The organism is Delftia sp. HK171, assembly GCF_001886655.1.
GTDB classification, from domain to species: domain Bacteria; phylum Pseudomonadota; class Gammaproteobacteria; order Burkholderiales; family Burkholderiaceae_C; genus Comamonas; species Comamonas acidovorans.
Window position 1 is genome coordinate 5,962,428 of record NZ_CP018101.1, and the last position, 23,806, is coordinate 5,986,233.

Below are 23,806 nucleotides of genomic sequence, written 5' to 3' on the forward strand. Positions count from 1 at the left end.
GGCTTTCGCTAGCCGGAGACGGCTCAGCGCAGCAACTCGCTGGGCGCGATGCCGAAGCGCTTGCGAAAGGCCGTCGAGAAATGCGCAATGCTGTAGCCCACCTCCAGCGCCACCTGCGTGACCGAGCAGCCGCCCGAAGTCAGCAGGCCGTAGGCCTGCTCCAGCCTGTGCTGCTGCAGGTGCTCGAACACGCTCATGCCGAACAGCTGGCGAAAGCCGGCCGTGAGCTTGCGCTCGTTGATGCCGGCCTCGCGCGCCAGCTCGGCCAGCGACAGGGGACTGCGAGCGTGCGCCGTGGCCACCTCGCGCGCATGCCAAAGCCGCTCCACATCGGCGCGTGACAGCTCGGCGCCAGCCCCCTGCGCGCCCGCCGCCGGCAGGCACTGCTGGAGCACGGCAGCCGACAGTTCCAGGCTCTTGGCATTGAGGAACAGATCACGCATGGGCCCCTGATAGGGGCAGACCAGAATCTGTGTGGCCAGCGCACGCGCCGTGGCCGACAGCCCCTGGCGCAATACCAGCAGATCGTTGTCGTTGAAGCAGTGGTGGCCGCTGCGCGCGATGAGATCGAGCCCGAAGCCCTGGCGCTCCGCCGCCTCGGCGTCAAAGCCTATGCGCACATAGCGCTGAAGGCTGTGGGATTCATAGCGGTCCAGTCCCTCATGCAGGCCCGTGGCCAGCACCAGGTAGACCCCGGCATCGGACACCTCCATCAGACGGCCGTTGACCCCGGCCTGCACCTTGCTGTTGAGGGCCACGATGATCTGCAGGCCCTGGAACACCGGCGCGCGGACCTCCACAGGCTCCTGCGTCATGCGGCAGCCGGCCGCAAGGCACAGCTGGTTGTCGAATCTGGAATTCCACTGGAACACGTTGCGAATATATGAATGAGAATTATTCTCAAATCATACGACCAATGATCCCGCCATTGCAGGCGCTCGCCCCTTGGCCCCGGACCGGGATGGACCATCGCCATCCCATTCGCAACTTGCACTTGCCAATGCATCAAGCAAATCAGGACTAGTTGCAAGCAAGGCCTCTTTCTATATTCGCGCCTCGACGGCGCCCGGCTTCCATGGGCCGCAGCTGCGCACGACACTACTGCGGGGACCCCACCCCTGCCTGACTGACCCACAACAAGGAGAGACTGCGATGACCGATCTCACCATCAACGGCAAGACCGTTTCCATGGACCTGGACCCCGAGACGCCCATTCTGTGGGCCCTGCGCGACACGCTGGAGATGACCGGCACCAAGTTCGGCTGCGGCGCGGCGCTGTGCGGCGCCTGCACGGTGCACATGAATGGCCAGGCCATACGTTCCTGCGTGACGCCGATCTCGGCGGCCGCGGGCCAGAAGATCACCACCATCGAGGCCATGACCTCAGGCTCCGACCGCGTGGGCACCGCCGTGCGCGATGCCTGGGTTCGCCACGACGTGGCCCAGTGCGGCTACTGCCAGAGCGGGCAGATCATGAGCGCCACGGCCTTCCTCAAGTCGCTGCCCAAGGGCAAGAAGCCCAGCGGCGAGGAGATAGACGCGGCCATGGCCGGCAACATCTGCCGCTGTGGAACCTATGCGCGCATCCGCACGGCCGTGGCCGATGCCGCGCGCACCCTGGGCTGAACGGAGAACGCCGCATGCTGACCACCTTCAACCCCGCCGAACTGCCGCGCGCCCTGCAGCACATCCTGGACCGTGACGAGGCCACTGCGGCCATCGCCGACGCGCCCACCCTTGCACAGATACCCCGCCGCAGCTTCCTCAAGATCGCCGGTGCCGGTTCGCTGGCCCTGGGCGTGTTTCCCGCCATGGCGCAGGCGCCGGCCAAGGGCGAGGCCGCCGGCCTCAAGCCCACCGAGCAGCCCGCCTCCTTCGTGGAGATCTCGCCCAGCGGCGAAGTCACCGTGGCCATCAACCGCCTGGAGTTCGGCCAGGGTGTGCACACCGCCCTGCCCCTGGTGCTGGCCGAGGAGCTGGACGCCGACTGGAGCAAGGTCCGCGCCCGCCTGGGCGGCAACGATGCGGCCTATGCCGATCCGCGCTACGGCATCCAGATGACGGGCGGCTCCACCGCCCTCAAGCACAGCTACACCCAGTACCGCGAGCTGGGCGCCCGTGCGCGCGCCATGCTGGTGGCCGCCGCCGCCGCGCAGTGGAAGGTGGACGCCGCCACGCTGCGCACGCGCGAGGGCTTCGTGCTCGGCCCCAACGGCAAGAAGCTGTCGTATGGCGAGCTGGCCCAGGCCGCCATGGCCCAGCCCGTGCCCGCCACCGTCGTGCTGAAGAATCCCAAGGACTTCCGCCTGATCGGCAAGCCCACGGGCCGCATCGACGCCCGGGCCAAGAGCAGCGGCCAGCAGAGCTTCGGCATCGACATGCACCTGCCGGGCCAGCTGACGGCGGTGATTGCACATCCGCCCGTGTTCAAGGCACAGCTGGCCTCGCTGGACGACGCTGCGGCGCGTGCCGTGCCCGGCGTCAAGGCCGTGCTGCGCGTGCCCGTGGACGGTGGCGGCGAAGGCGTGGCCGTGATCGCCACCGGCTACTGGCCTGCGCGCAAGGGCCGCGAGGCGCTCAAGGCGCAATGGAACACCGACGCCGTGGAGAAGGTGGACAGCGAACGCCAGTTGGCCCAGTACCGCGAACTGGCCGCGCAGCCCGGCGCGCGCCACTTCGACGCCGATATCTCGGCGCTGGACAAGGCGCCGCGCCATATCGAGGCCGAGTTCAGTTTCCCCTACCTGGCCCATGCGCCCATGGAGCCGCTCAACTGCACGGTGCAGATGGGCGCGACCGGCGAGGCGGGAGCCGACCTCTACCTGGGCACGCAGTTCGCGGGCGTGGACGGCATGGCCGCCGCGCGTGTGCTGGGCCTCAAGCCCGAACAGGTGCGCGTGCACGTGCAGATGGCCGGCGGCGGCTTTGGCCGCCGGGGCGTGGGCACCAGCGACTACGTGGTCGAGGCCTGCCAGGTGGCGCTGGCCGCGCGCCGCGCCGGCCTGAACGCCCCCGTGCGCATGGTCTGGAGCCGCGAGGACGACATCAAGGGCGGCTACTACCGCCCCATGCACCTGCACCGCGCCAGGATCGGCTTCGACGAACGCGGCAAGGTGCTGGCCTGGGACCACGCCATCGTGGGCCAGTCCATCACGGCGGGCACCATGTTCGAGGGCGGCATGATCAAGAACGGCATCGACGCCACGGCCGTGGAGGGCATGCGCGAGCCCTATCCGCTGCCCATGCGCCTGACCGTGCACCACCCCAAGGTCAACGTGCCCGTGCTGTGGTGGCGCAGCGTGGGATCGACCCACACGGCCTTCGTCATGGAAACGCTGATCGACGAGATCGCGCGCAGCAGCCGCCAGGACCCCGTGGCCTACCGCATGCAGATGTTCGGCGACAAGCACCCGCGCCATCGCCTGGCCCTGCAGCTGGCCGTGGACAAGAGCGGCTACGGCAAGCGCCAGCTGCGCGCGGGCCGCGCCTGGGGCGTGGCCGTGCACGAGTCCTTCGACACGGTGGTGGCCTATGTGGTGGAGGCCTCGGTCAAGGACGGCCGCCCGGTGCTGCACAAGGCCACGGCCGGCGTGCACTGCAACCTGGCCGTGAACCCGCGCACCATCGAGGCGCAGGTGCAGGGCGCGGCGCTGATGGGCCTGTCCATGTGCCTGCCCGGCGCGGCGATCACGCTCAAGGACGGTGTGGTGGAGCAGAGCAACTTCGGCGACTTCGCCGTGCCGCGCATCACCGACATGCCCGAGATCGCCGTCCACGTCGTGCCCAGCGCCGAGCCGCCGACGGGCATGGGCGAGCCCGGCCTGCCGCCGCTGGCACCGGCCTTCGCCAACGCCGTGGCGCAGCTCACGGGCAAGCCCGTGCGCAAGCTGCCGTTCGACCTGGCGTGATCGATCTGGCGTGATCGATCTGGCCTGAACGACCGGACCTGATCCCGGTCAGCCCCCGGAAAGGGCGGCGGCACCTGCGGCCGCCGCCCTTTCCAGTTCTTCCATGGTCAGCACATAGTCCGGGCAGTCCTGCAGCCGCTGCACGGCCAGGTCGATGAAGGCACGCACGCGCCGGGGCAGCGCGTCGCGGCTGCCGTAGTAGACATGCAGTCCGATGTGCTCGCTGACATGCGCCAGCAGCACGGGCACCAGGCGCCCCGCGCGGATGTGCGCGGCCGCGCAGATGTTGGACAGCTGGCCCAGCACCTGGCCGGCCAGCACGGCATGCAGCTCCAGCTCGGCATCGTTGGTGGACAGGGCCGGCTGCAGGTAGCGGTGCGTGAGCTCGCCATCGACCGGCAGGTACCAGGGCATCACCGTGTCCGTGGCCGCATGGCGGAACATGCTGCAGCGATGCGCGGCCAGCTCGTCCAGCGACCGGGGCACGCCATGGCGCTGCAGGTACTGCGGCGCCGCGCAGACGATGAGCTGCACGGGAAACAACCGCCGCCCGATCACGCTTTCATCGGGCGAGGCGCCGATGCGAAACCCCGCATCGACCCGGTCCAGCACCCAGTTGCCTATGCCGTCGTCCAGCCGCACATCGGGGACGATGCCCGGGTGCAGGCGGCAGAACTCATCGAGCAGCGGCATCAGCACGGGCGCAAAGCAGGACTTGGGGCCCACGATGCGCAACGGCCCCGCAATGCCCTCGCGGCTGTCGCGTGCCAGGTTCAGTGCGCGGTCCAGCGCGGCCAGCGCCGGCTGGGTGTCCTGCAGGAAACGCTGGCCCTCCTCGGTCAGCGCCAGGCTGCGCGTGGTCCGGTGCAGCAGGCGCACGCCCAGGTGCTGCTCCAGATGGGCCACCGCCTGGCTGGCGGCCTGGGGGCTTACGCCCTGGGACAGCGCCGCCTGGCGCAGGCTGCCCAGCTCGACCGCCTTGGCAAAGGTGGCGATGGCGCGCAGTTCATTGATGGGCATGGTGCGGAAATCCGGTATTCGTGGGCTGACAGTGCCGCAGTATCCCGCCTTTGCGCATGCCCTGCCCGCGGCTTGTGGGGCAAGCTAGCGCCCCTGGCGCGCCAGCCACACGCCGGCTGCCGTCAAGGCCATGCCTGCCAGCGCCAGGCCGCCCAGCGTCTCGCCGAACATGGCCCAGGCGATCAGGGCCGTGGCCGGTGGCGTCAGGTAGAACAGGCTGGCCACGTGTACGGCGCCGCCGCGGCGTATCAGCAGGTTGAGCAGGCTGACCGCGCCCACGGACAGCACCAGCACCAGCCAGCCCAGCGCGAACAGGAACTCGCCGCTCCAGCGCACCTGCATGGTTTCGGTGGCCAGGGCCAGCGCCCCCGTCGCCACCAGGCAGGGCAGGTACTGGATGACCGAGCCCGTGCGCAGATCAAACGATGGACAGAACCGCTTCTGGTACAACGTGCCGGCCGTGATGCCGGCCAGCGCCACCACGGCCGGCACCAGCATGGCCAGCAGGGCATGGACCGGAACCGAGGCGATCTTGCCCGCCACCACCAGGGCCACGCCCGTGAAGCCCAGCGCCAGCCCGGCCCACTGCCGGGGCCGCACGGACTCGCCCAGCAAGGTGCCAGCCACCAGGGCCGTGATCAGCGGCTGCAGCCCCACCACCAGGGCCGTCACGCCCGAAGGCAGGCCATGGGCGATGGCCGTGAACACCCCGGCCAGGTACACGCCATGCACGAACAGCCCTGACACGCCAATGTGCAGCCACTGCCGTGCCGAACGCGGCCAGGGCGCGCGCAGCACCAGGGCCACCGCCGCCATCAGCACCAGGACGATGGCATAGCGCAGCGTCAGAAAGGTCAGCGGCTCCACATAGGGCAGGCCGAACTTGGCGCCGATGAAGCCCGTGCTCCACAGCAGCACGAACAGCCAGGGAAGCAAGGCGGCCGCCATGGCGGGCGGCGAGGTTTTTTGGGTCATGGAGCGGATGCGCAAGACGATAGGGGCGGCGCCAGTGTGTCATGCCCCGTGCGCCAGGGGCTGCGCGTGGCAAACCACCGCACCAGGCAGTCGCGCAGCGCCGTCATGGCCGCGCTGCTGAACGCCGCCGAGGGCCGCACGAAGTAGATGCCCGAGGCGCCATCCAGGCGCCATTGCGGCAGCACCCGCACCAGCCGGCCTGCGGCCATGTGCTCGCTCATCAGCCAGTCGCCGCCGGCCAGAATGCCCACCCCCATGACGGCGGCCGTGAGCAGTGCCTCGCTGTCATTGCTGACCATGGGGCCGCGCACCAGCACGGTGTGCCGGGCCTGGCCCTGCGGTACATCGCCCGATGCGCCACCGTGCACCAGCTCCCATTGCGGAAACGACTGCAGTCCCGTGAAGCCCAGGCAGCGGTGCGCCGCCAGGTCCTCGGGGTGCACCGGCGTGCCGTGGGCCTGCAGATAGGCGGGCGCGGCGCCCAGAATGCGCTGGTGCCCGCCCAGCCGCAGCGCCACCAGCCGGCTGTCCGCCAGCCGGCCTATGCGCACCGCCGCGTCGAAGCGCTCGCCCACGATGTCCACGAAGCGGTCCGCATACTCCACCTCCAGCACGATCTGCGGATGGGCCAGCGCAAACTCGGCCAGCAGCGGGCTGAGCCAGCGCCGTCCCATGGCGGCCGGCAGCGACAGCCGCAGCCGGCCCCGCGCCTGCGAGGCGCCCTGGGCCGCCTCCTTCTGGGCATCGGCGATCAGGCCGGCCGCCTGGCGCACCTTGTCCACCAGGCGCAGGCCCTCGTCGGTCAGGTGCAGATGGCGTGTGCTGCGCTCCACCAGCCGCACGCCCAGCCGGGTCTCCAGCGCGTTCAGGCGTTTGGACAGCACGGACGGATGGCGCAGCAAGGCCCGCCCCGCCGCAGCGAAGGAGCCTTGTTCATGCAGCGCCACCAAGGCCGCCAGTTCATCGGCGTGCTGGCTGTCCAGAAGGTTCATGGGGTCAGGATGATCGCACCTTGGGAGCGTCCCTGCTCCAGATCGCCATGCGCCTGCGCCACCTCCGCCAGCGCATACCGGCGCCAGACGCCGGGCACGATGATGCCGGCCGCCACGGCGGCCAGCACGTCCCGTGCGCGCTCCTGGTACTCGGCCGCCGTGGCCGTGTGCGCGGCCAGCGAGGGGCGCGTGAGGAACAGCGAGCCCTTGGCATTGAGCGTGGCCACCGAGATGGGATCGGGCAGGCCGGAGGTCGCGCCGAAGGACACCAGCAGGCCGCGCGGGCGCAGGCAGTCCAGCGCGGCGCCCAGCGTCGTGCGGCCGATGGGGTCGTAGACCACGTCGGCCTTCAGGCCCCCGGTGGCCTGCAGCACCTGGCCCGGCAGCGTGGCCGCATCGAACACGAAGACCTCGTCGCAGCCGGCCGCCCGCGCGCGCTCCACGCTGGCCGCCTTGGACACCACGCCGATCACCAGGGCGCCCAGGTGCCTGGCCCAGGCGCACATCAACTGGCCCAGCGCACCGGCGGCGCCATAGATCACGATGCGGCTGCCGGGGCCCACGGCATGGGTGGTCTTGAGCAGGTACTGCGCCGTGATGCCCTTGAACAGCACGGCCGCCGCCGCATCGTCAGGCAGCGCATCGGGCAGCTTCACCAGGCGCTCGGCCGGATACAGGCGGGCGCTGGCATAGGCGCCCAGCGGCCCCGTGGCGTAGCCCACGCGCTCGCCCACGGCCACATTCGTCACGCCCTCGCCCACGGCGACCACCCGCCCCGCGCCCTCCAGCCCCAGGCCCGAGGGAAAGGCGATGGCGACAGCGCCCTTGCGCTGGCTCACGTCCAGCGGGTTCACGCCGATGGCCGTCTGCTCCAGCCAGACCTGGCCGGGGCCGGGCGCCTGCACCTCGACCGGCTCCAGGCGCATGGTGTCGGGGGTGCCTGCGGCGTCCATGCGGACCTTGATCAATGGATTCATCTCGCTGCTCCGTGAAATGGGTGCAGCGTAGAAGAAGCGATTGACGGCAGCAATAGGCCGGCGTGCAGTTCACTGCTGCATGGGGTGCAGCAATGACCACGAACCAGCGCGCACGCTGCCCACGCCCCCCGTCAGAAGTCGTGCCGGATGCCCAGCTCGAAGGCCGTGGAGGCGCGCCCGCCAAAGTAATTGGCCGCGGCCGGATTGCCGCTGACTGCCGCACCCCCGGCAATGGCGAAGGCCGCCCCATTGCGGTTGGACATGCGGGCCGCATGCGCGTACAGCGCCGTGCGCCGCGACAGCGAGTGCACATAGCCCAGCGCCCACAGGTCGGCATCACTGGCGCTTTGCGCCGCCGTTGCGCCCTTCTGGTCGGCCTTGACATAGCTGAGCTTGACCACCCCGCTGCCCACGGGAACGCTCATGCCCACCAGGGTGTTGACCGTGCGGTCCACGCCATGCACCCAGCGGCGCTGGGCCAGGCTGGCCTTGAGCCAGCCGAAGTCGTAGGAGACGCCGTAGCTCTGGTCCTTGAAATGGATGCCGCTCAGGGTGTTGCGCGTGGTGAACTGCGCGCCCGCCACGTTCCAGCCCGCGCCCGCCCAGCCCAGCCGAAAGCCGTTGCCGCGCGTCTGGCCTGCCGCCGTGGCGCCCTTCTCGCCCAGGGTGGCGATCAGGCTGCCCGACACGCCCTGCAGCCCGCCCAGGCCGGCCGGCAGGAAATACTCCACCGCATTGCTCACGCGCAGCGTGGGATTGGCAGCCTGCGACTCCGGCGCCGTGCCGAAGGCCTGGCCCAGCGCGCGGGATGCCGTGAACGAGCGAAAGCCATTGGCGCTGCCGATGCCCAGCGTGGCAAACGGATCGAAGCCGCTCCACACCAAGTGCGTGGGCACCCAGTCACGCCCCAGCCGCAGCTCGCCCCATTGCCGCGAGGCCAGGCTGACCGTGGAGCGCCGGTCCCAGAACGGGCCGCTGGCGCCCATGGCGCCGGTGTCGGCCAGCAGGCTGCCGTCCAGGTAGAAGCCCGCGCTCAGGCCGTCGCCCAGGTCCTCCTGCCCCCGCAATACCAGCTTGCTGGTGGAGTTGGCGCCGCTGGCCTGCGAGGTGACCGTGCCCAGGCCCTGGTTGCGCACCTGCCTGACGCTCACATCGACGGTGCCCGAGATCGATACCGAGGACTGCGCGCCCGCATGCGCGGCGGCCAGCCCCAGCGAGGCGGCCAGGGCCTGGCGTATGAAAACCTGCATGTTGTCTCCTTGTGGTTTTTTGCTTTGCTCTTTGCTCTTTGCTCTTTTTTTTCGGGCGTGGGCCGGTGTCTGCCCGGCTACTCGGGCTTGAAGCCCGCGCCCTTGAGCAGCGCGGCGCTCTGCGCCACATCGGCGGCGATGAAGCGCTTGAACTGCTCGGTGCTCTCCGAAACCGTGTCGATGCCCAGGCTCGCGAAGGCGCCGGACCTGGCCAGCTCGGCCACCGCCGCGTTGGAGGCCTGGTTCAGCCGCTGCACCCGGTCGGCAGGCGTGTCCTTGGGCGCCCACAGTCCGTACCAGGAGGTGTAGGCAAACCGCGGCAGGCCGCTTTCCTGCATGGTGGGCACCTCGGGCGCCAGCGGGCTGCGCTTGCCGGAGGTGATCGCAATCGGCCGCACCTTGCCGGCCTTGGCCAGCGGCAGCACGGAGACCATGGAGTCGAGCAGCAGGTCCACATGGCCGCCGCCCACATCCACCAGCGCGGGCTGCGTGCCCTTGTAGGGCACGTACTCGAGGCGCATGCGGCCCTGCTGGGCCAGCAGCAGCGTGGCCAGGTGGCTGGGTGCGCCCACGGCGGGAATGGCCGCCGTCCACGTGCTCTTGGCGCCTGCGGCCAGCACCTCGCCCAGCTTGCTATGGGGCAGCTGCGGCGAGATCACCAGCATCAGCGGCGCCTCGCCCACGCGCGCCACGGGGACAAAGTCGGTCTGCGGGTCATAGGGCGGATGGGCCAGCACCTGCTTGGCCAGCACATGCGTGGCGGCCGAGAACAGCAAGGTGTAGCCATCGGGGGCAGCCGCCAGCACCGCGCGGCCGCCCACCACGCCACTGCCGCCCACGCGGTTCTCGACGATGACCGTCGTGCCCAGCTGCTTGCGCAACTGCTCGGCGAACAGGCGCGCGGCGCTGTCCACGCCGCCGCCCGCCACGAACGGGACGATGACCTTGACCATCTTGCCCGGCTCGGGAAAGGCGGCGGGCGCACTGGACGAGGCCATGCTGGCGATGGGCAAGGCAGCCAGCGCACCCAGTAAGGCGCCCAGCACCGGCCCCTTCAGCCGTGTCAGAGTTTTCATGCTTTGTCTCCTGTTTCTTTTGAAAATGGGCCGGCCGTTGCGTGGCTCAGCCCGGGTCCTGGTTCGGCGCGCGCCGCCTGTGCCTGCGCACGAGCACGCTCAGCGTGTCGTCCAGGGCCTGGGCATCCAGCCCCCGCGTGATGAAGACGATGCGCGTGCGCCGGTCGGCACCCGGCCAGCGGGGCAGCGTCTGCGGCGGGGCGAACAGGTGCTGCACGCCATGGATGACCAGGGGCTGGTCCGGGTGCTCCTGCAGGTGCACGATGCCTTTGACGCGCAGCAGGTCATCGCCGCGCATGGCCGTGACCCAGTCCATCCATTCGCCGAACGCCTGCGCGGGCAGGGGCTCGTCGCGCTGCAGCACAAAGGACGAGATGCCGTCGCGGTGCGTGCCTGCCGGCGCTGTCACCGGAGCTGTCACCGGAGCCATGGCCCGGTAGCCGGGCGTCTGGAGCATGCCCGCAGCGGCGTCCTGCTGCCCCGTCGCGCCTTCCGACATCAGCCGCTGCAGCAGCGCCACATGGTGGCAGGGGTCCATGCCTTGCGGCGCCTCGCAGTTGATGGCCTGCACCTGGGCCAGCAGTTGCGCAGCGGGCTGTGCGCCGCCCAGCAAATCTGTCTTGGTCAGCAGCACCAGGTCAGCCACAGCCAGTTGCCGCACGGCTTCGGGATAGCCTGCCAGCGTGGCGCTGCCCAGCACGGCATCGACCGTGCAGGCCACGCCGGCCAGCGCATAGCGCGCCCGCACGGCGGGCTCGCCCAGGAAGGAGCGCAGTATCGGCCCCGGGTCCGCCAGGCCGCTGGTTTCGATCAGCACGCGGCGCGGCGCGCCCTGTTCGCGCAGGGCCAGGCGCTCCAGCGCCTCCACCAGATCGCCGCGCACGCTGCAGCACAGGCAGCCATTGGCCAGCAGCACCGTGTCCTCGCAGGCCAGGCTGGTCAGGTCCTGGTCGATGCCGACCGCACCGAACTCGTTGACGATGACGGCCGTCCCGTGCAGGTCCGGCAGTGCCAGCAGCCGGTTGAGCAGCGTGGTCTTGCCGCTGCCCAGAAATCCCGTGAGCACGGTGACCGGAATGCGCTGGCCCGCCGCTTCGGGCAGGGCCAGCAGGCTGGAGAAATGCCCGCTCATGACGCCACCCCGCCCTGCACCCCACCATGCACCTCGGCGAACGAGCGCAGCGTGCGCTCCAGCCGCGCCAGCGCCCACTGCGCCACGGCCTGCGGCACTTCGTCCGAGCCCAGCGCATCGAGCAGGCCGCGCAGCGGCTGCGCGCCCTGCTCGGGTGCGGGCCGGGCACGGAACCAGGCCGCCACCTCGGGCTGCTCGCAGCGCTCGCCCCCGTCCTGCAGGTAGTCCACGATGTCCAGCTCGAAGTCCTCCAGCCGCAGGCTGATGCCGCCCGCCCCGCAGGCGCAGGCACCGCCCAGCGCGACATGGCGCAGCGCCAGGGCGCACCACAGGTCCCAGAGCCGGCCGGCCTGCAGGGCGTGGTCGGACGCCATGACCGTGCTCACTGCCCGTCCCAGGCCACGGCTGAGGTTGCCGTTGCGGCCGACGGAGACCGGCCGCTGCGCAGCGCCTGCGTGCCGTCGTGGTCCACCTGTCCCTGGCCATCCAGCGCCACGCGGTAGACCTCGCGGGCCACCTGGGCGCTCACATAGCCTTCGCGCACGTCCTCGGCCACCTTGTCCAGTTCGCGCGCCAGCGGGTCGCCAAAGCCCCCGCCGCCGCCCGACAGCATGCGGTAGGCATCGCCGCGTTCCAGGCGCACGTTGAAGATCTTGGCGTTGGCATGGTCGGTCTTCCACTCGCCCTTGTGGCGCACGGCCAGGCCGTTGCCCATGGCGTCGCCGCCGCCCTCCAGGCCCCAGGGCTTGCAGTGCACGCGGTCGATGCGCGTGGTGACGGTGAAGGGCGACAGCGCCTGCACCACCATCTCCGCGCCCAGGCCGCCCCGGTACTGGCCCGCGCCGGCCGAGTCCTGGCGGATCTCGTACTTCTCCACCAGCACCGGGTACTTGGCCTCGAGCTGCTCGGTGGGGCTGTTGTGGGTGTCGCCGTCATTGATGCAGACGGTGACGGACACGCCGTCCTCACGGCTCTTCGCGCCCCAGCCGCCGCCCAGCGGGCCGATGCCGACGATGAACAGCCGTCCGTCCTCGGGCGAGATGCCATGGATGTTGGGAAACACGAGGTCCGCATGGTGGCCCGCGATGGAGCGGTCGGGAATCGCCGGCGCCAGCGCCTTGAAGATGGTGTCGATCACCGTCATGGGGAAGGTCATCCACACGCGCATGGGATAGGGCCGTTCGGCGCTGATGACCGTGCCCATGGGCATGATCACCTTGAGCGGCCGAAAGCTCCCGTCGTTGACCGGGTAGTCGGTCGGCGTGGTGAGGCATTTGTAGGCCACCTGCGCGCAGGCGATGCCCGTGGTGAAGCCGGAGTTGTAGAAGCCGCGCACCTGCTTGGAGACGTCCGACAGGTCCACCGTCATCTCATCGCCCTGCACCGTGACCTTGACGCGGATGGGAATGCGCTTGCCGATGTCCAGCCCGTCGTCGTCCATGAAGGACTCGGCCTCGTACACGCCATCGGGAATCGACAGCGTGTTCTTGCGCGCCACGGCCTCGCTGGAATCCATGATCTGCGCGATGGCGCCGTTGACCGCATCCACGCCATAGCGCTGCAACAGTTCCACGTAGCGGCGCTCGCCCGTGGTGATGGCCGTGATCTGCGCGCGCAGATCGCCCAGGGCCCGCTCGGCCAGGCGCACGTTCATCGCGATGATGTCGATCAGGTCCTGGTTGACCTCGCCCTGGCGCTGGTACTTCATGATGGGGATCTGTATCCCCTCGCTGAAGATGTCCGTGGTGACGTTGCCCAGCGTGCCGCCCACGTCCAGCCAGTGGGCCATGCAGCAGGTGAAGCCTTCGAGCCGGCCCTCATGGAACACCGGCATGGTGAACGTGAAGTGGTTCAGGTGGCTGCCGGTGGTGTAGGCATCGTTGGTGACCAGGATGTCGCCGGGCAGGATGTTCTCGTAGCCGAAGTGGCGGATCTTGGCCTTGACCGTCTCCGACATGCCGCGGATGAACATGGGCAGGCCCAGGCCGATGGACACCGTGTCGCCCTCGCGCGTGAACAGGCCGACCGTGAAGTCCAGCGCCTCGTAGATGATGAGGTTGTAGGCCGTGCGCGTCAGGTTGGTCTTCATCTCCTCCGTGACGGCGTACAGGCCGTTGCGGATGATCTCGACGGTGACCGGATCGACGGGCCTGGAGTCAGTGGGGTGGTTCATGTGCGGTCGCTCCCGATGTCGATTTGCAGATTGCCCAGTTCGTCCACGCGCAGCCGGTCGCCGGGCTGCACGACGGTGGTGGATGCGTGTTCCTCGATCAGCGCGGGCCCCGCGATCTCGTTGCCTGCCAGCAAACGCTCGCGCAGATGCACCGGCGTGTCCACCCAGCCGCTGGAGCGGAAATAGACGGGCTTGACCGTGCGCACGGAGGCACGGCTGGGCTCGGCACTGCCGCGCTCCACGCTGTGCCTGGGCGGCTTTTTCATCGTGCCCAGCACCGTGACGCGCAGGCTCACGAGGTCGGCCGGCTCCTGCGGGGCCGAGGTGCCGTAGCGCACCTTGTGCAGCTCGTCGAACTGGCGCTTGATGGCCGAGCGGTCCCGTCCCTCGAAGAAGGCCATGGGCAAGTCCACGGTCACCGCATGCTCCTGGCCCACGTAGCGCATGTCGGCGGCGCGCTCGATCACGATGCCGTCCGGCGCGATGCCGGACTGCGCCAGCGCGGCGCGGCCTTCGTCCTCCATGCTCTGGTAGGCGGCCTCGATCTCCTCGAAGGACACCTCGCCCAGCTTGCGGAACACCGAGCGCACGTAGTCGTAGCGCAGGTCGGAGAACAGCATTCCGTAGGCCGAGAAATAGCCGGGCGCATAGGGAATCAGCACCTTGCGGATGCCGATCTCGCGCGCAATGGCCGAGGCGTGCAGCGGCCCCGCGCCGCCGTAGACGACCATGGTGAAGCTGCCCGCATCCAGGCCGCGCTCGGTGGTCACGGCCTTCACGGCATGCGACATCTGCGTCACGGCGATGCGCAGGATGCCGTCGGCCGCCTCGGTGGGCTCCAGGCCCAGCGGGGTCGCCACGCGCTCGGCCATCTGGCGCTGGCAGGCATCCATGTCCAGCTGCAGCTCGCCGCCCAGGAAATGCTCCGCGTCCAGCCGGCCCAGCACCAGGTTGGCGTCGGTCACCGTGGGCTCCAGCCCGCCACGGCCATAGGCCACGGGGCCGGGGATGGAGCCGGCGCTCTGCGGGCCCACGCGCAGCGCATTGCCCGTCTCCACGCGGGCGATGGAGCCGCCGCCCGTGCCCACTTCGTGGATGTCCATCATCGGGATCTGTATCGGCAGGGCCTGCTCGTAGCCGCCGATCAGCGCCGAGCCCGTGGTCAGCGGCCGGCCTTCGCTGATCACGCCGGCCTTGGCCGTGGTGCCGCCCATGTCGAAGGCGATGGCGTCGCCCATGCCCAGTTGCGCACAGATGGCCTGGGCGCCGATCACGCCGGCCGCCGGACCCGATTCGAGCATGCGCACGCAGCCCACCTTGGCATGCTCGACCGGGAACAATCCGCCCGTGGACTGCACGATGTAGAAGTCGCCCTCGAAGCCCTTGCCGCCCAGGTGGTTCTCCAGCTGGCCCAGGTACTGGGACACGCGCGGCCCCACGTAGGCATTGGCCACGGCGGTGGACACGCGCTCGAACTCGCGGTACTCCTGCGACAGCTCGTGCGAGGCGCAGACAAAGGCGCCCGGCATCTCTTCCTGCAGGATCTGCTTGACGCGCTGCTCGTGCGCCGGGTTGCGGTAGGAGTGCAGCAGCAGCACGGCCACGGCCTCCACGCCCTGCCCTGCCAGCTCGCGGGCCAGCTCGCGCACGGCCGCCTCGTCCAGCGGCTTGTGCAGGCTGCCGTCGGCGCGCAGGCGCTCGGACACCTCATGGCGCAGCGAGCGCCGCACCAGCGGCTGGTGCTTGTTGAAGAACAGGTTGTAGGCATCGGGCCGGTTCACGCGGCCGATCTCGTAGATGTCGCGAAAGCCCTCGGTGATCAGCAGCGCGGTGTGGGCGCCATTGCGCTCCAGCAGCGTGTTGATGGCAATGGTGGAGCCGTGCAGGAACAGATGGCCGTCGCGCCAGTCGATGCCCGCGCTGTCTATCGTGGCCTGGATGCCGTTGACCAGCTCGCCATGCGTGGACAGGGCCTTGCCGAACAGCAGCCGGCCGCTGGCCTCGTCGAACGCCGCCATGTCGGTGAAGGTGCCGCCGATATCGACGGCAATGCGCAACCGGGGCCGCTGCGAAATCGCTTGTTGGTTATCCATGAATTTCTCCGGAGTCAGACGGCAGCGCTATCAGTGCCGACGCGATTGCGCAGCACGCCCAGGCCCGTGATCTCGACCTCGACCACATCGCCATGCTTCATGTACAGAGGCGGCTCGCGGCGGTCGCCCACGCCGCCCGGCGTGCCCGTGGCGATCACGTCGCCGGGCGACAGCGGCGTGAAGCGCGACACATAGGCCACGATGGTGGGGATGTCGAAGATCAGGTCGCCCAGGCTGGCCTGCTGCATCACGCTGCCGTTCAGGCGCGTCTGCAGCGCCAGGCTGCGCACGTCGGCCACCTCGTCGCGCGTGACCAGCCAGGGACCGAAGGGCGCCGTGCCGGGAAAGTTCTTGCCGGGCGTGAACTGGTGCGTATGGCGCTGCCAGTCGCGCACGCTCACATCGTTGAAACAGGCATAGCCGGCGATGTGGTCGAAGGCATATTCCTTTGCAATGTGGCGCCCGCCCCGGCCGATGACGAAGGCCAGCTCGCCCTCCCAGTCGAAACGCTCCGAAAAGGCCGGGCGCAGCAGCTCGTCGCCATCGGCGGCCAGGCTGTCGTTGAAGCGCAGGAACAGCGACGGGTGCTCGCTGTCGGCGCGCCGCGTCTCGGCCACATGGGTCTTGTAGTTCAGGCCCACGCATATGAGCTTGCCGGGGTTGGGGATGACGGGCAGCGCCTGGGTCTGCGCCGCATCGACGGACACGGCGCCGGCCTGCAGGGCCTGCTCCAGCTCGCCCAGCGCCTGTGCGCGCAGCACGGACAGCAGGTCGGGATGGCGGGCGAGAAAGTCGGCGGGCGGCTGCAGGAAGCGCTCGGCCAGAACCTGCCCGTAGCGGGGCTGTCCGGCATGGATGAAGCTGGCGAGTTTCAACGGATTTTCCTTAGGTTCGGTGTCTGGAAAACCTGCCAAGGCAAGGCCGCTGGCAAGGCATGACTGCACTGTAGAAATCCCGTTGATATCTGAATAGATAGAATTTCAGGCTTTCAGAATTGCCTCATCAGGCATACCTCAACCGGGTAACCACCATGCACCTGCCCAGCGTCAAGCTCTTCCTCGAGGTCTCCGAAGCCGGCAGCATCAGCAAGGTCGCGGCACGGCGGCACACCGTGCAGTCGCACATCAGCCGGCAGATCAGCGAATTCGAAGCGTCGCTGGGCGGCCCCTTGCTGCGGCGCACGGGCCGGGGCGTCACGCTGACGCCGCTGGGCGCGCGGGCCGCGCTGCGGCTGCGCAGCTGGCTGCAGGAAACCGAGCAATTGCAGGAAACGCTGCGTGCGGACGCAGGCCAGCTATGGGGCGAGGTGCGGCTGGGCATCGTGCCCTCGGCCGCGCACCCGCTGATGACGCATGTGTTCGACTGGCTGCAGCGCGAGCACCCCGGCATACGCCTGAACATCACCGAGGCCCAGGGCACGGAGCTCGACGCGCTGCTGGACAGCGGCGCCGTGGACCTGGCCATCCTCTTTCGCTTCGCGCGCCCGGCCGGCGGCGATGAGCGGCTGCTGAGCACCGCGCACAGCTATCTGGTGTCGCGCCCTGGCGACCCCTTGACCCTGGCGCCCACCACGGAGTTCGCCGCGCTCGACGGCCTGCAGCTGGTGCTGCCGCGACGCCCCAGCCATTGGCGCGATGCGCTCGATGAGGCCGCGCACAGCCACGGCTTTCGGCTCGCGGCGGCCGCCGAGGCCGACTCGCTGACCGTGCAAAAGGAACTCGTGGCCCACGCGCCCGGCCTCTACTCGGTGATCGGCCCGTACTCCATCGATGCCGAACTGCGCCAGGGCCGGCTGCAGGCCAGCCGCCTGGTCAACCCCGGTCTGGTGCGCCATGTGACGCTGGCCTTGCCCCGGCACGGCAAGCTCACCCAGGCCTGCCGCGTGGTGGGCGATGCCATCGAGGCATTGACGCAGGCCTGGGGGCAGCAGCTGTCGCCGGGGCCGCTGAGCACCTCGGGACTGCTCGGCGGTTGAAGGCATCAGATATCGGCCCTATCGGCTCCAGTCGTCGGCCATGCACGCCGTGGCCAGGCCATCGGAACAGAACGGCCGCAACCATGTCAGCGGGCCTGACCATCACGCACGGCTGCAATGGCCTCGATCTCGATCATGGCCGCCGGGTCGTACAGCGCCTGGATCTGGGCAATCGTGTCGGCCGGATAGGGGGCGCCGAAGAACTCGCGGCGCAGGGCGACCACCTCGTCGAAGTGGCCCATGTCGGTGACGAAGATGGTGACCTTGATCACGTCCTTCAGGCTGGAGCCGCCCGCCTCCAGCGCGCGGCGCAGATTGGCAAACGCCTGCCGGCCCTGGGCCAGGAAGCCGCCCGGCACGATGCGGCCATCGTCTCCGGCGCCGGCCTGGCCGGAGATGAACAGCAGCTCGCCAAAACGAATGCCTTGCGACAGCAAAAACGGCTCGTAGGGGTCGGGTTGCGTGGTGACACGGTGCAGCATGGTTTCATTTCCTTCATCCATCCCCGGCAGGATCGCGCTTGGGGCATGGGTGGACGATAGGCAAGCCGGATGATTGCGACAAAGGTTCATTTGTCAGGCATAAGATGAGTTTTCCTCACCCCATTCCTCACCCGACCCTTGCGTCCTCCAGCCCTCATGCAACGCAACCAGCTGCCGCTTTCCGCACTGCGCGCCTTCGAGGCCGCCGCACGCCTGGGCAGCTTCAAGCAGGCCGCCGACGACCTGGCAGTGACACCCACGGCCATCAGCCACCAGATCCGCGCGCTGGAGGAACAGCTGGGCCTGGCGCTGTTCGATCGCCAGGTACGCAAGGTGGTGCTGACCGAGGCCGGCGCCCAGCTCTATCCGGTGCTGCGCGACGGTTTCGACGCCTTTGCCGCCACGCTGGAGCGCCTGCTGCAAAAGCGCCTGCGCGCCCAGGTCAGCATCTCGGCCACCAATGCGTTCACCGTGAAATGGCTGGTGCCGCGCATGGCCAGCTTCCGCGCGATGCACCCGGAGGTGGACCTGCAACTGCAAGCCTCGGACGATGTGGTGGACCTGCGCTCCCATGCCGTCGATATCGCCGTGCGCTACGGGCGCGGCCCCTATCCGGGCCTGGTGGCCGAGCCCCTGTTCAGCGACCGCTTCGCGCCCGTGGCCAATCCCCGGCTGGGAGTGCTGGGTCCGGCCGACCTGGCCCGCCTGCCGCTGATCCGCTTTGACTGGAAGACGGCGCACGCCAGCAATCCCACCTGGGAGCGCTGGTTTGACGAGGCAGGCCTGGCCTGGAATTCACCGGCGGGGCAACTGCGCTTTTCCGATGAGGGCCATGCCATCCAGGCGGCCATCGCCGGTCATGGCATTGCCCTGGTGAGCCTGGCCCTGGTGGCCGAGGACATTGCGGCCGGCCACCTGCTGCAGCCCTTCGGCCCCTCGATCACTGGCCATACCTACCATCTGGCCGTGGGCGAGCAACGGAAGCCGGGCCCCCATGTGCGCGCCGTCATGGACTGGCTCAGAAGCCAGTCCATGGCCTTGCCGTAGCCGTACCGTAGCCGCCCTCAATAGCCCCGTGCCGCGTCCACCGCCTGCGGCAGCTCGCCGCTGGCGCGCCAGCGCCGGATGTTGCCCGCCACGATGGCCGATGCCGTCGCGCGGTCCGTGGGTGCCGAGATGTGGGGCAGCACGGTCACGGCGGGGTGCGCCCACTGCCAGGACGATTCTGGCAGGGGCTCCTGGTCGAACACGTCCAGCACGGCATGGGCCAGGCGGCCGCTGTCCAGGGCGGCGCGCAGCGCGGCATCGTCCACGATGGGGCCGCGCGCAAAGTTGATCAGCGAGGCATGGGCGGGCAGCGCGGCCAGCGCCTGCGCGCCGACGATGCCGCGCGTCTGCGGCGTGAGCGGCAGCAGGCACACGAGGATGTCGGTCTGCGCCAGCATGGCGGGCAGCTCGGCATCACCCGCATGGCATTGCACGCCTTCCATGTGCCTGGGCGTGCGGCTCCAGCCGCGTACCTGGAAGCCTGCCGACAGCAGCCGCTGCGCGGCGGCCTTGCCCAGTGCGCCCAGGCCCAGCAGCGATACCGTCCTGTCCTGCGCGCGCACGCCGTCATGCGCCAGCCATTGGCGCGCGGCCTGCTGGCGGGCATAGCGCGGCATGTCGCGGTGCAGGTACAGGGTCCAGGCCAGCACGGCCTCGGCCATGGTGTCGGCCAGTTGCGGGTCCACCAGGCGGACGATGCGCAGGTCGGTATCGCCCAGGTCGGCCACCAGGCGCTCCACGCCGGCCCAGACGCTGTGCACCCATTGCAGGCGCGGCAGCGTGCGCAGGTCGGCGGGCTGGGGGTTGGCGACGATGGCGACCTCGCAGGCCGCGCGCTGGTCGGCATCCAGCGCATCAAGGGCGACCACGCGCTCCTCGGGCAGGGCGGCCTGCAGGGCCTGCAGCCAGGCCTGGGCTGCCGGATAGCCGGGTGCGCAGACGAAAGGAAGCGGGGGGAGCGAGGCGCGAGGAGACAGCGAACCGCTCATTTGGCGAAGACCTTGTCCAGATCGGCGAAGCCCTTGACCTCGATGGGATTGCCGCTGGGGTCGCGGAAGAACATGGTGGCCTGCTCGCCGGGCTCGCCCTCGAAACGGATGCCGGGCTGCAGCACGAAGTCCACCACGCCGCCGGACAGCCGCGCGGCCAGGGCCTTCCAGTCGTCCATGGCCATCACCAGGCCCAGGTGGGGCATGGGCACCATGTGGTCGCCCACGCGGCCGGTGTTCGTGACCGGGAAGGGCTCTCCCAGGTGCAGCGAGATCTGGTGGCCGAAGAAGTCGAAGTCCACCCAGGTCTCGGTGCTGCGGCCTTCCTGGCAGCCGAGCAGCGTGCCGTAGAAGGCGCGCGCTTCGTCCAGATCGCGGACATGGTAGGCAAGGTGGAAGCTGGTGCGCATGGCTGATCCTTTGGTTGTGCTTGTGGTGCAGGCAGGCTCGCAGGCCGTGGCCTGCCGTGGGTGGCGCGAGCCTAGCAGAGGCTTTTCAAAAGTGATAGCGTTGATTTCTTTGCAATCCCCAAGGAAATCTTTTGGAGACCCGCTATCTCAAGAGCCTGATCGCCGTGGTGGACAGCGGCTCCATCGCCGATGCGGCGCGCGCCGAGCACCTGACGGCCGCCGCCGTGGGTCAGCGCGTGCAGGCGCTGGAGCGCGAGCTGGGCTTTGCCCTGCTTTCGCGCAGCGGCCATGCGGCCCGGCCCACCCAGGCCTGCGTGGCCCTGCTGCCGCGCGCGCGGCGCCTGGTGCGCGAGGCCGCGCTGCTGGGCAGCGATGCCAGCGCCGATGGCCTGGCCGGCACGCTGCGCATCGGCGCCATCTCGACTGCGCTCACGGGCATGCTGCCGGCTGCGCTGCGCAAGCTCACGCAGGCGGCGCCACAGTGCCGGCCCGTCATCGTGCCGGGCACCTCGCGCGCGCTGTTCCAGATGCTGCAGGCCGGCGAGCTCGATGCCGCCGTCATCGTGGCGCCCCCTTTTGAACTGCCCAAGGCGCTGCGCAGCGTGCAGCTGCGCCGCGAGCCGCTGGTGCTGCTGGCCCCGCCCAACGCACGCGGCCGGCCTGCCGCGCTGCTGGGCAGCCTGCCCTACATACGCTACGACCCCGATGCCTGGGGAGGCCGCCATGCGGCCGACTGGCTGGCCGACCAGGGGCTGGATCCCGCGGTGCTGTGCGACCTGGACGCGCTGGAGGCCATTGCCATGCTGGCCGCCGACGGCATGGGCGTGGGCCTGGTGCCGCACTGGACGGGCCTGGAGCGCTTCATGGGCGACTGCCGCATGCTGCCCATTGCGGGCGCCGCCTATGAGCGCGCCATCTTGCTGGTGACCAGCGCCTATCCCGACCTGCCGCGCATGGCCGAGCTGCTGGAGGGCGCACTCGCGTAGGTTGCGGCCTTCGTTCTCAATCCGCCTGCACGTAGCCCGTGACGCGGATCATTTCGCGGTACTTGGCGATCTCGCGCGCATAGGCGGCCGCTGCATCGTCCAGGCCCATGGGCTTGGCGACATCACGGCCGTCGGCCTCCAGCTTGGCGATGACCTGCGGGTCCAGCAGGGCCTGGCCGATGGCCTGGTTCAGGCGCTGCTTGACGTCCTGCGGCGTGCCGCGCTTGACGAAGTAGCCCGCCAGGCTGGCGTACTCGAAATCGCGCAGCGCCGGCACTTCGGTGATGCTGGGCACGGCCGACAGCACGGCAGGCCGGTTGCGCGACAGCACGGCCAGCGCCCGGAAGCGGCCGGTGCGGATCATCTCCAGCATGGACGCCTGGAACGGCATGATGCTGAAGTCGATCTGGCCGCCGGCCAGGTCCTGGATCACGGGTGCCGTGCCCGCATAGGGCGCGTGGGTGAACGGCACCTTCACCACCTTGCCCATGTACTCGGTGATCAGGTGGTAGAGCGAGCCCACGCCCACCGAGCCGTAGGTCAGCGAATTGCTTTCGTTGCGCGAGCGCGCCAGCGCCAGGAACTCTTGCATGTCCCGGGCCGGCAGGCCCGAACGCACCAGCAGCACCAGGTGGGTGACGGTGATGTACTGCAGGTTCTCGAACGCATCGGGCTGGTAGCGCACGGCCTTGTTGGTGAGCGGCGGCAGGATGAGTTCGTTCTGCGTGCCCTGGAAGAACATGCTGCCATCGGCCCTGGCGCCCAGCACTTTGGATGCGGCAATCGTCCCCGTGGCGCCGCCCAGGTTCTCCACGATCACCTTGGCCGCCAGTCCCTCGCCTATGGGCTTGCTCAGGATGCGGGCGCTGACGTCGCTGGGCCCGCCTGCCGGGTAGGGCACCATCAGGCTGACCGGGCCGGGCGCCGAGGCCGCGGCAGGCTGCAGCAGCAGGGGCGCCAGCGGCAGGCCGGCGGCGATTTTCAGGAGCGAGCGGCGTGTGGGCAAGGCAAGTGGATTCATGAAAGTGCACCAGGCAGTGGCTTGAGGGGGAAGGCGGGAATCAGGCGCGCCCTACCACCGGGCGAGGGGCAGGCGCGCAATGGTGTGGAGCACCGCCAGGCCGCGCGGGACGATGGTGTCCACCTCGCAGTACTCGTCGGTGGTGTGGAACTTGCCGCCCACGGGGCCGGTGCCGCACAGCGTGATGGCGCCCAGGCTGGAGGTCACGCCCGAGTCCGCGCAGCCGCCGCTGAACTCGCCCTCGGCCTTGTGGCCCAGCGCGCCCAGCTCGGCCTGGTACAGCTCGAACAATTGCTGCGACTGCGGCGTGGGAACGAAGGGGCGGAACTCGCCGGTGATGTTCAGCGTGGAGCGCGTGCCCTGGATGAAGGACTTGTCGCAGATGCAGCGGATGCGGCCCACCAGGGACTCGCGCTGGTCCAGGTCGAAGATGCGCAGGTCGATGGCCGCCTTGGCCGACGGCGCCGACGTGTTCACCGACAGGCCGCCCGACACCAGGCCCACGTTGACGGTGACGCCCTTGTCCAGGTCGGTGAGCGCGTCCAGCGCCACCACCTTGTGCGCCAGCTCCGAGATGGCGCTGATGCCCTCGGCGAAGTTGGCGCCCGAGTGCGCCGCCTTGCCCTCGATCTCCACGCCGAAGAACACGCCGCCCTTGCGGCCCGTGACCACGTTGCCCGAAGGCCGGCCCGGCTCCGCATTGAAGACAAAGCCCGCCTTGCGCGCAAAGGGCTCGATGACGGACTTGCTCAGGGGCGAGCCGATTTCCTCGTCGCAGGTGAACAGGCCCGTGACCTCGGGCGCAGGCTCCGCGCTGTGGGCCAGCGCAGCCAGCAGGAAGGCGTTCATGACGATGCCCGACTTCATGTCGGCCACGCCCGGGCCGTAGGCCCTGCCGCCTTCGATGCGGAACGGCCTGCGCGCGGCCTCGCCTTCAGGGAAGACCGTGTCGCAGTGCCCCATCAGCAGCACGGGCCTGCCCACGGTGCTGCCCGCGTTCACGGTGACCGAGATCGCGGCCTCCACGCCATCGACGAAATGCGGGCTGACCTGCAGCCCCTGGCCCAGGAAGAAGGCCTCCAGGCGCCGGAACACGCGCGCCACGCCAGGCTTGTCGAAGCTGCCCGAGTCGATGTTGACGATGTCGGCCAGCAGCGAAAGCATGTTCTCCCGCTGGCCCTTGATCCACTCCGACGCGCCGACCGCCCGGTCCGCACTGACAATGGCTTGCTGTGGCATCCGCTGCCTCCGTATTTTTCAATACTTGGTATTGTTATTTAATACTTCAGATTCACAATCA

At 69.5% G+C, this 23,806-nt stretch carries 22 protein-coding genes; 5 read left to right on the forward strand and 17 right to left on the reverse strand.

Annotated elements, in window-relative coordinates; genetic code table 11:
* Window positions 1-23: 23 nt before the first annotated feature.
* On the reverse strand, window positions 24-872 hold the full coding sequence (locus BO996_RS26680) for a helix-turn-helix transcriptional regulator (protein ID WP_071956799.1): 849 nt from the start codon (window positions 870-872) through the stop codon (window positions 24-26).
* Window positions 873-1,152: 280 nt separating this feature from the next.
* Here BO996_RS26680 and BO996_RS26685 point away from each other — a divergent pair, with 280 nt between their 5' ends.
* Window positions 1,153-1,626 carry a (2Fe-2S)-binding protein gene (locus BO996_RS26685; RefSeq protein ID WP_012207419.1) on the forward strand — a complete coding sequence of 158 codons (474 nt, stop codon included), beginning with the start codon at window positions 1,153-1,155 and terminating at the stop codon, window positions 1,624-1,626.
* 14 nt (window positions 1,627-1,640) lie between these two features.
* Entirely contained in the window at window positions 1,641-3,908 is a 2,268-nt protein-coding gene (locus BO996_RS26690; RefSeq protein WP_071956800.1) for a xanthine dehydrogenase family protein molybdopterin-binding subunit, read from the forward strand.
* Between the two features lie 48 nt (window positions 3,909-3,956).
* On the opposite strand, the gene BO996_RS26695 is transcribed toward BO996_RS26690, so the two are convergent.
* The 11 genes from BO996_RS26695 to BO996_RS26745 all read right to left on the reverse strand — a co-directional run bounded on the left by BO996_RS26695 (window position 3,957) and on the right by BO996_RS26745 (window position 16,471).
* Window positions 3,957-4,928, reverse strand: a complete 972-nt coding sequence (locus BO996_RS26695; protein ID WP_071956801.1) for a LysR family transcriptional regulator — start codon at window positions 4,926-4,928, stop codon at window positions 3,957-3,959.
* A gap of 84 nt (window positions 4,929-5,012) precedes the next feature.
* Window positions 5,013-5,903 (reverse strand): DMT family transporter, encoded by an 891-nt coding sequence (locus BO996_RS26700; protein ID WP_012207422.1) that lies wholly within the window; start codon window positions 5,901-5,903, stop codon window positions 5,013-5,015.
* Window positions 5,900-6,895 (reverse strand): LysR family transcriptional regulator, encoded by a 996-nt coding sequence (locus BO996_RS26705; RefSeq protein WP_043822138.1) that lies wholly within the window; start codon window positions 6,893-6,895, stop codon window positions 5,900-5,902. Before BO996_RS26705 ends, BO996_RS26700 begins: the two co-directional genes overlap by 4 nt.
* On the reverse strand, window positions 6,892-7,872 hold the full coding sequence (locus BO996_RS26710; protein WP_071956802.1) for a quinone oxidoreductase family protein: 981 nt from the start codon (window positions 7,870-7,872) through the stop codon (window positions 6,892-6,894). The genes BO996_RS26705 and BO996_RS26710 overlap by 4 nt, the downstream gene beginning before the upstream one ends.
* Before the next feature lie 131 nt (window positions 7,873-8,003).
* Window positions 8,004-9,122, reverse strand: a complete 1,119-nt coding sequence (locus BO996_RS26715) for a porin (protein WP_046239867.1) — start codon at window positions 9,120-9,122, stop codon at window positions 8,004-8,006.
* 77 nt (window positions 9,123-9,199) lie between these two features.
* Window positions 9,200-10,198, reverse strand: a complete 999-nt coding sequence (locus BO996_RS26720; RefSeq protein WP_012207426.1) for a tripartite tricarboxylate transporter substrate binding protein — start codon at window positions 10,196-10,198, stop codon at window positions 9,200-9,202.
* A gap of 46 nt (window positions 10,199-10,244) precedes the next feature.
* Window positions 10,245-11,330 (reverse strand): CobW family GTP-binding protein, encoded by a 1,086-nt coding sequence (locus BO996_RS26725; RefSeq protein WP_071956803.1) that lies wholly within the window; start codon window positions 11,328-11,330, stop codon window positions 10,245-10,247.
* Complete coding sequence (locus BO996_RS26730) at window positions 11,327-11,704, reverse strand: hypothetical protein (RefSeq protein ID WP_071957225.1); 378 nt, start codon at window positions 11,702-11,704, stop codon at window positions 11,327-11,329. The genes BO996_RS26725 and BO996_RS26730 overlap by 4 nt, the downstream gene beginning before the upstream one ends.
* A gap of 8 nt (window positions 11,705-11,712) precedes the next feature.
* Window positions 11,713-13,503, reverse strand: a complete 1,791-nt coding sequence (locus BO996_RS26735; RefSeq protein ID WP_071956804.1) for a hydantoinase B/oxoprolinase family protein — start codon at window positions 13,501-13,503, stop codon at window positions 11,713-11,715.
* Window positions 13,500-15,596 carry a hydantoinase/oxoprolinase family protein gene (locus BO996_RS26740; protein WP_016450909.1) on the reverse strand — a complete coding sequence of 699 codons (2,097 nt, stop codon included), beginning with the start codon at window positions 15,594-15,596 and terminating at the stop codon, window positions 13,500-13,502. Before BO996_RS26740 ends, BO996_RS26735 begins: the two co-directional genes overlap by 4 nt.
* Before the next feature lie 14 nt (window positions 15,597-15,610).
* Window positions 15,611-16,471 carry a fumarylacetoacetate hydrolase family protein gene (locus BO996_RS26745; RefSeq protein ID WP_071956805.1) on the reverse strand — a complete coding sequence of 287 codons (861 nt, stop codon included), beginning with the start codon at window positions 16,469-16,471 and terminating at the stop codon, window positions 15,611-15,613.
* A gap of 155 nt (window positions 16,472-16,626) precedes the next feature.
* Here BO996_RS26745 and BO996_RS26750 point away from each other — a divergent pair, with 155 nt between their 5' ends.
* Entirely contained in the window at window positions 16,627-17,571 is a 945-nt protein-coding gene (locus tag BO996_RS26750; RefSeq protein WP_013800697.1) for a LysR family transcriptional regulator, read from the forward strand.
* 86 nt (window positions 17,572-17,657) lie between these two features.
* On the opposite strand, the gene BO996_RS26755 is transcribed toward BO996_RS26750, so the two are convergent.
* On the reverse strand, window positions 17,658-18,053 hold the full coding sequence (locus tag BO996_RS26755) for a RidA family protein (RefSeq protein WP_016445482.1): 396 nt from the start codon (window positions 18,051-18,053) through the stop codon (window positions 17,658-17,660).
* Between the two features lie 156 nt (window positions 18,054-18,209).
* Between BO996_RS26755 and BO996_RS26760 the strand changes: the two genes are divergently transcribed.
* Window positions 18,210-19,100, forward strand: coding sequence for a LysR substrate-binding domain-containing protein (locus BO996_RS26760; protein ID WP_071956806.1), 891 nt, complete (start codon window positions 18,210-18,212; stop codon window positions 19,098-19,100).
* 17 nt (window positions 19,101-19,117) lie between these two features.
* Here BO996_RS26760 and BO996_RS26765 read toward each other — a convergent pair whose 3' ends face one another.
* Both BO996_RS26765 and BO996_RS26770 read right to left on the reverse strand, forming a co-directional pair.
* The gene (locus BO996_RS26765) at window positions 19,118-20,089 is read right to left on the reverse strand and encodes a 2-hydroxyacid dehydrogenase (RefSeq protein WP_071956807.1); all 972 of its coding nucleotides are present in this window, start codon (window positions 20,087-20,089) and stop codon (window positions 19,118-19,120) included.
* Window positions 20,086-20,499 (reverse strand): VOC family protein, encoded by a 414-nt coding sequence (locus BO996_RS26770; protein WP_012207434.1) that lies wholly within the window; start codon window positions 20,497-20,499, stop codon window positions 20,086-20,088. Before BO996_RS26770 ends, BO996_RS26765 begins: the two co-directional genes overlap by 4 nt.
* Window positions 20,500-20,630: 131 nt before the next feature.
* Here BO996_RS26770 and BO996_RS26775 point away from each other — a divergent pair, with 131 nt between their 5' ends.
* Entirely contained in the window at window positions 20,631-21,485 is an 855-nt protein-coding gene (locus BO996_RS26775) for a LysR substrate-binding domain-containing protein (RefSeq protein ID WP_071956808.1), read from the forward strand.
* Between the two features lie 16 nt (window positions 21,486-21,501).
* Here the strand turns inward: BO996_RS26775 and BO996_RS26780 are convergent, their stop codons facing one another.
* Together BO996_RS26780 and BO996_RS26785 are read right to left on the reverse strand one after the other, a co-directional pair.
* Window positions 21,502-22,506, reverse strand: coding sequence for a tripartite tricarboxylate transporter substrate binding protein (locus BO996_RS26780; protein WP_046986376.1), 1,005 nt, complete (start codon window positions 22,504-22,506; stop codon window positions 21,502-21,504).
* Window positions 22,507-22,557: 51 nt separating this feature from the next.
* The gene (locus tag BO996_RS26785) at window positions 22,558-23,745 is read right to left on the reverse strand and encodes a M20 family metallopeptidase (RefSeq protein ID WP_071956809.1); all 1,188 of its coding nucleotides are present in this window, start codon (window positions 23,743-23,745) and stop codon (window positions 22,558-22,560) included.
* Window positions 23,746-23,806: the final 61 nt, after the last annotated feature.

Bases quoted from the DNA above. Each gene is read 5' to 3' on its own strand.
- BO996_RS26685 (WP_012207419.1), top strand. From the start codon at position 1,153: ATGACCGATCTCACCATCAACGGCAAGACCGTTTCCATGGACCTGGAC.
- BO996_RS26690 (WP_071956800.1), top strand. From the start codon at position 1,641: ATGCTGACCACCTTCAACCCCGCCGAACTGCCGCGCGCCCTGCAGCAC.
- BO996_RS26695 (WP_071956801.1), bottom strand. From the start codon at position 4,928: ATGCCCATCAATGAACTGCGCGCCATCGCCACCTTTGCCAAGGCGGTC.
- BO996_RS26700 (WP_012207422.1), bottom strand. From the start codon at position 5,903: ATGACCCAAAAAACCTCGCCGCCCGCCATGGCGGCCGCCTTGCTTCCC.
- BO996_RS26705 (WP_043822138.1), bottom strand. From the start codon at position 6,895: ATGAACCTTCTGGACAGCCAGCACGCCGATGAACTGGCGGCCTTGGTG.
- BO996_RS26710 (WP_071956802.1), bottom strand. From the start codon at position 7,872: ATGAATCCATTGATCAAGGTCCGCATGGACGCCGCAGGCACCCCCGAC.
- BO996_RS26715 (WP_046239867.1), bottom strand. From the start codon at position 9,122: ATGCAGGTTTTCATACGCCAGGCCCTGGCCGCCTCGCTGGGGCTGGCC.
- BO996_RS26720 (WP_012207426.1), bottom strand. From the start codon at position 10,198: ATGAAAACTCTGACACGGCTGAAGGGGCCGGTGCTGGGCGCCTTACTG.
- BO996_RS26725 (WP_071956803.1), bottom strand. From the start codon at position 11,330: ATGAGCGGGCATTTCTCCAGCCTGCTGGCCCTGCCCGAAGCGGCGGGC.
- BO996_RS26730 (WP_071957225.1), bottom strand. From the start codon at position 11,704: ATGGCGTCCGACCACGCCCTGCAGGCCGGCCGGCTCTGGGACCTGTGG.
- BO996_RS26735 (WP_071956804.1), bottom strand. From the start codon at position 13,503: ATGAACCACCCCACTGACTCCAGGCCCGTCGATCCGGTCACCGTCGAG.
- BO996_RS26740 (WP_016450909.1), bottom strand. From the start codon at position 15,596: ATGGATAACCAACAAGCGATTTCGCAGCGGCCCCGGTTGCGCATTGCC.
- BO996_RS26750 (WP_013800697.1), top strand. From the start codon at position 16,627: ATGCACCTGCCCAGCGTCAAGCTCTTCCTCGAGGTCTCCGAAGCCGGC.
- BO996_RS26755 (WP_016445482.1), bottom strand. From the start codon at position 18,053: ATGCTGCACCGTGTCACCACGCAACCCGACCCCTACGAGCCGTTTTTG.
- BO996_RS26760 (WP_071956806.1), top strand. From the start codon at position 18,210: ATGCAACGCAACCAGCTGCCGCTTTCCGCACTGCGCGCCTTCGAGGCC.
- BO996_RS26765 (WP_071956807.1), bottom strand. From the start codon at position 20,089: ATGAGCGGTTCGCTGTCTCCTCGCGCCTCGCTCCCCCCGCTTCCTTTC.
- BO996_RS26770 (WP_012207434.1), bottom strand. From the start codon at position 20,499: ATGCGCACCAGCTTCCACCTTGCCTACCATGTCCGCGATCTGGACGAA.
- BO996_RS26780 (WP_046986376.1), bottom strand. From the start codon at position 22,506: ATGAATCCACTTGCCTTGCCCACACGCCGCTCGCTCCTGAAAATCGCC.
- BO996_RS26785 (WP_071956809.1), bottom strand. From the start codon at position 23,745: ATGCCACAGCAAGCCATTGTCAGTGCGGACCGGGCGGTCGGCGCGTCG.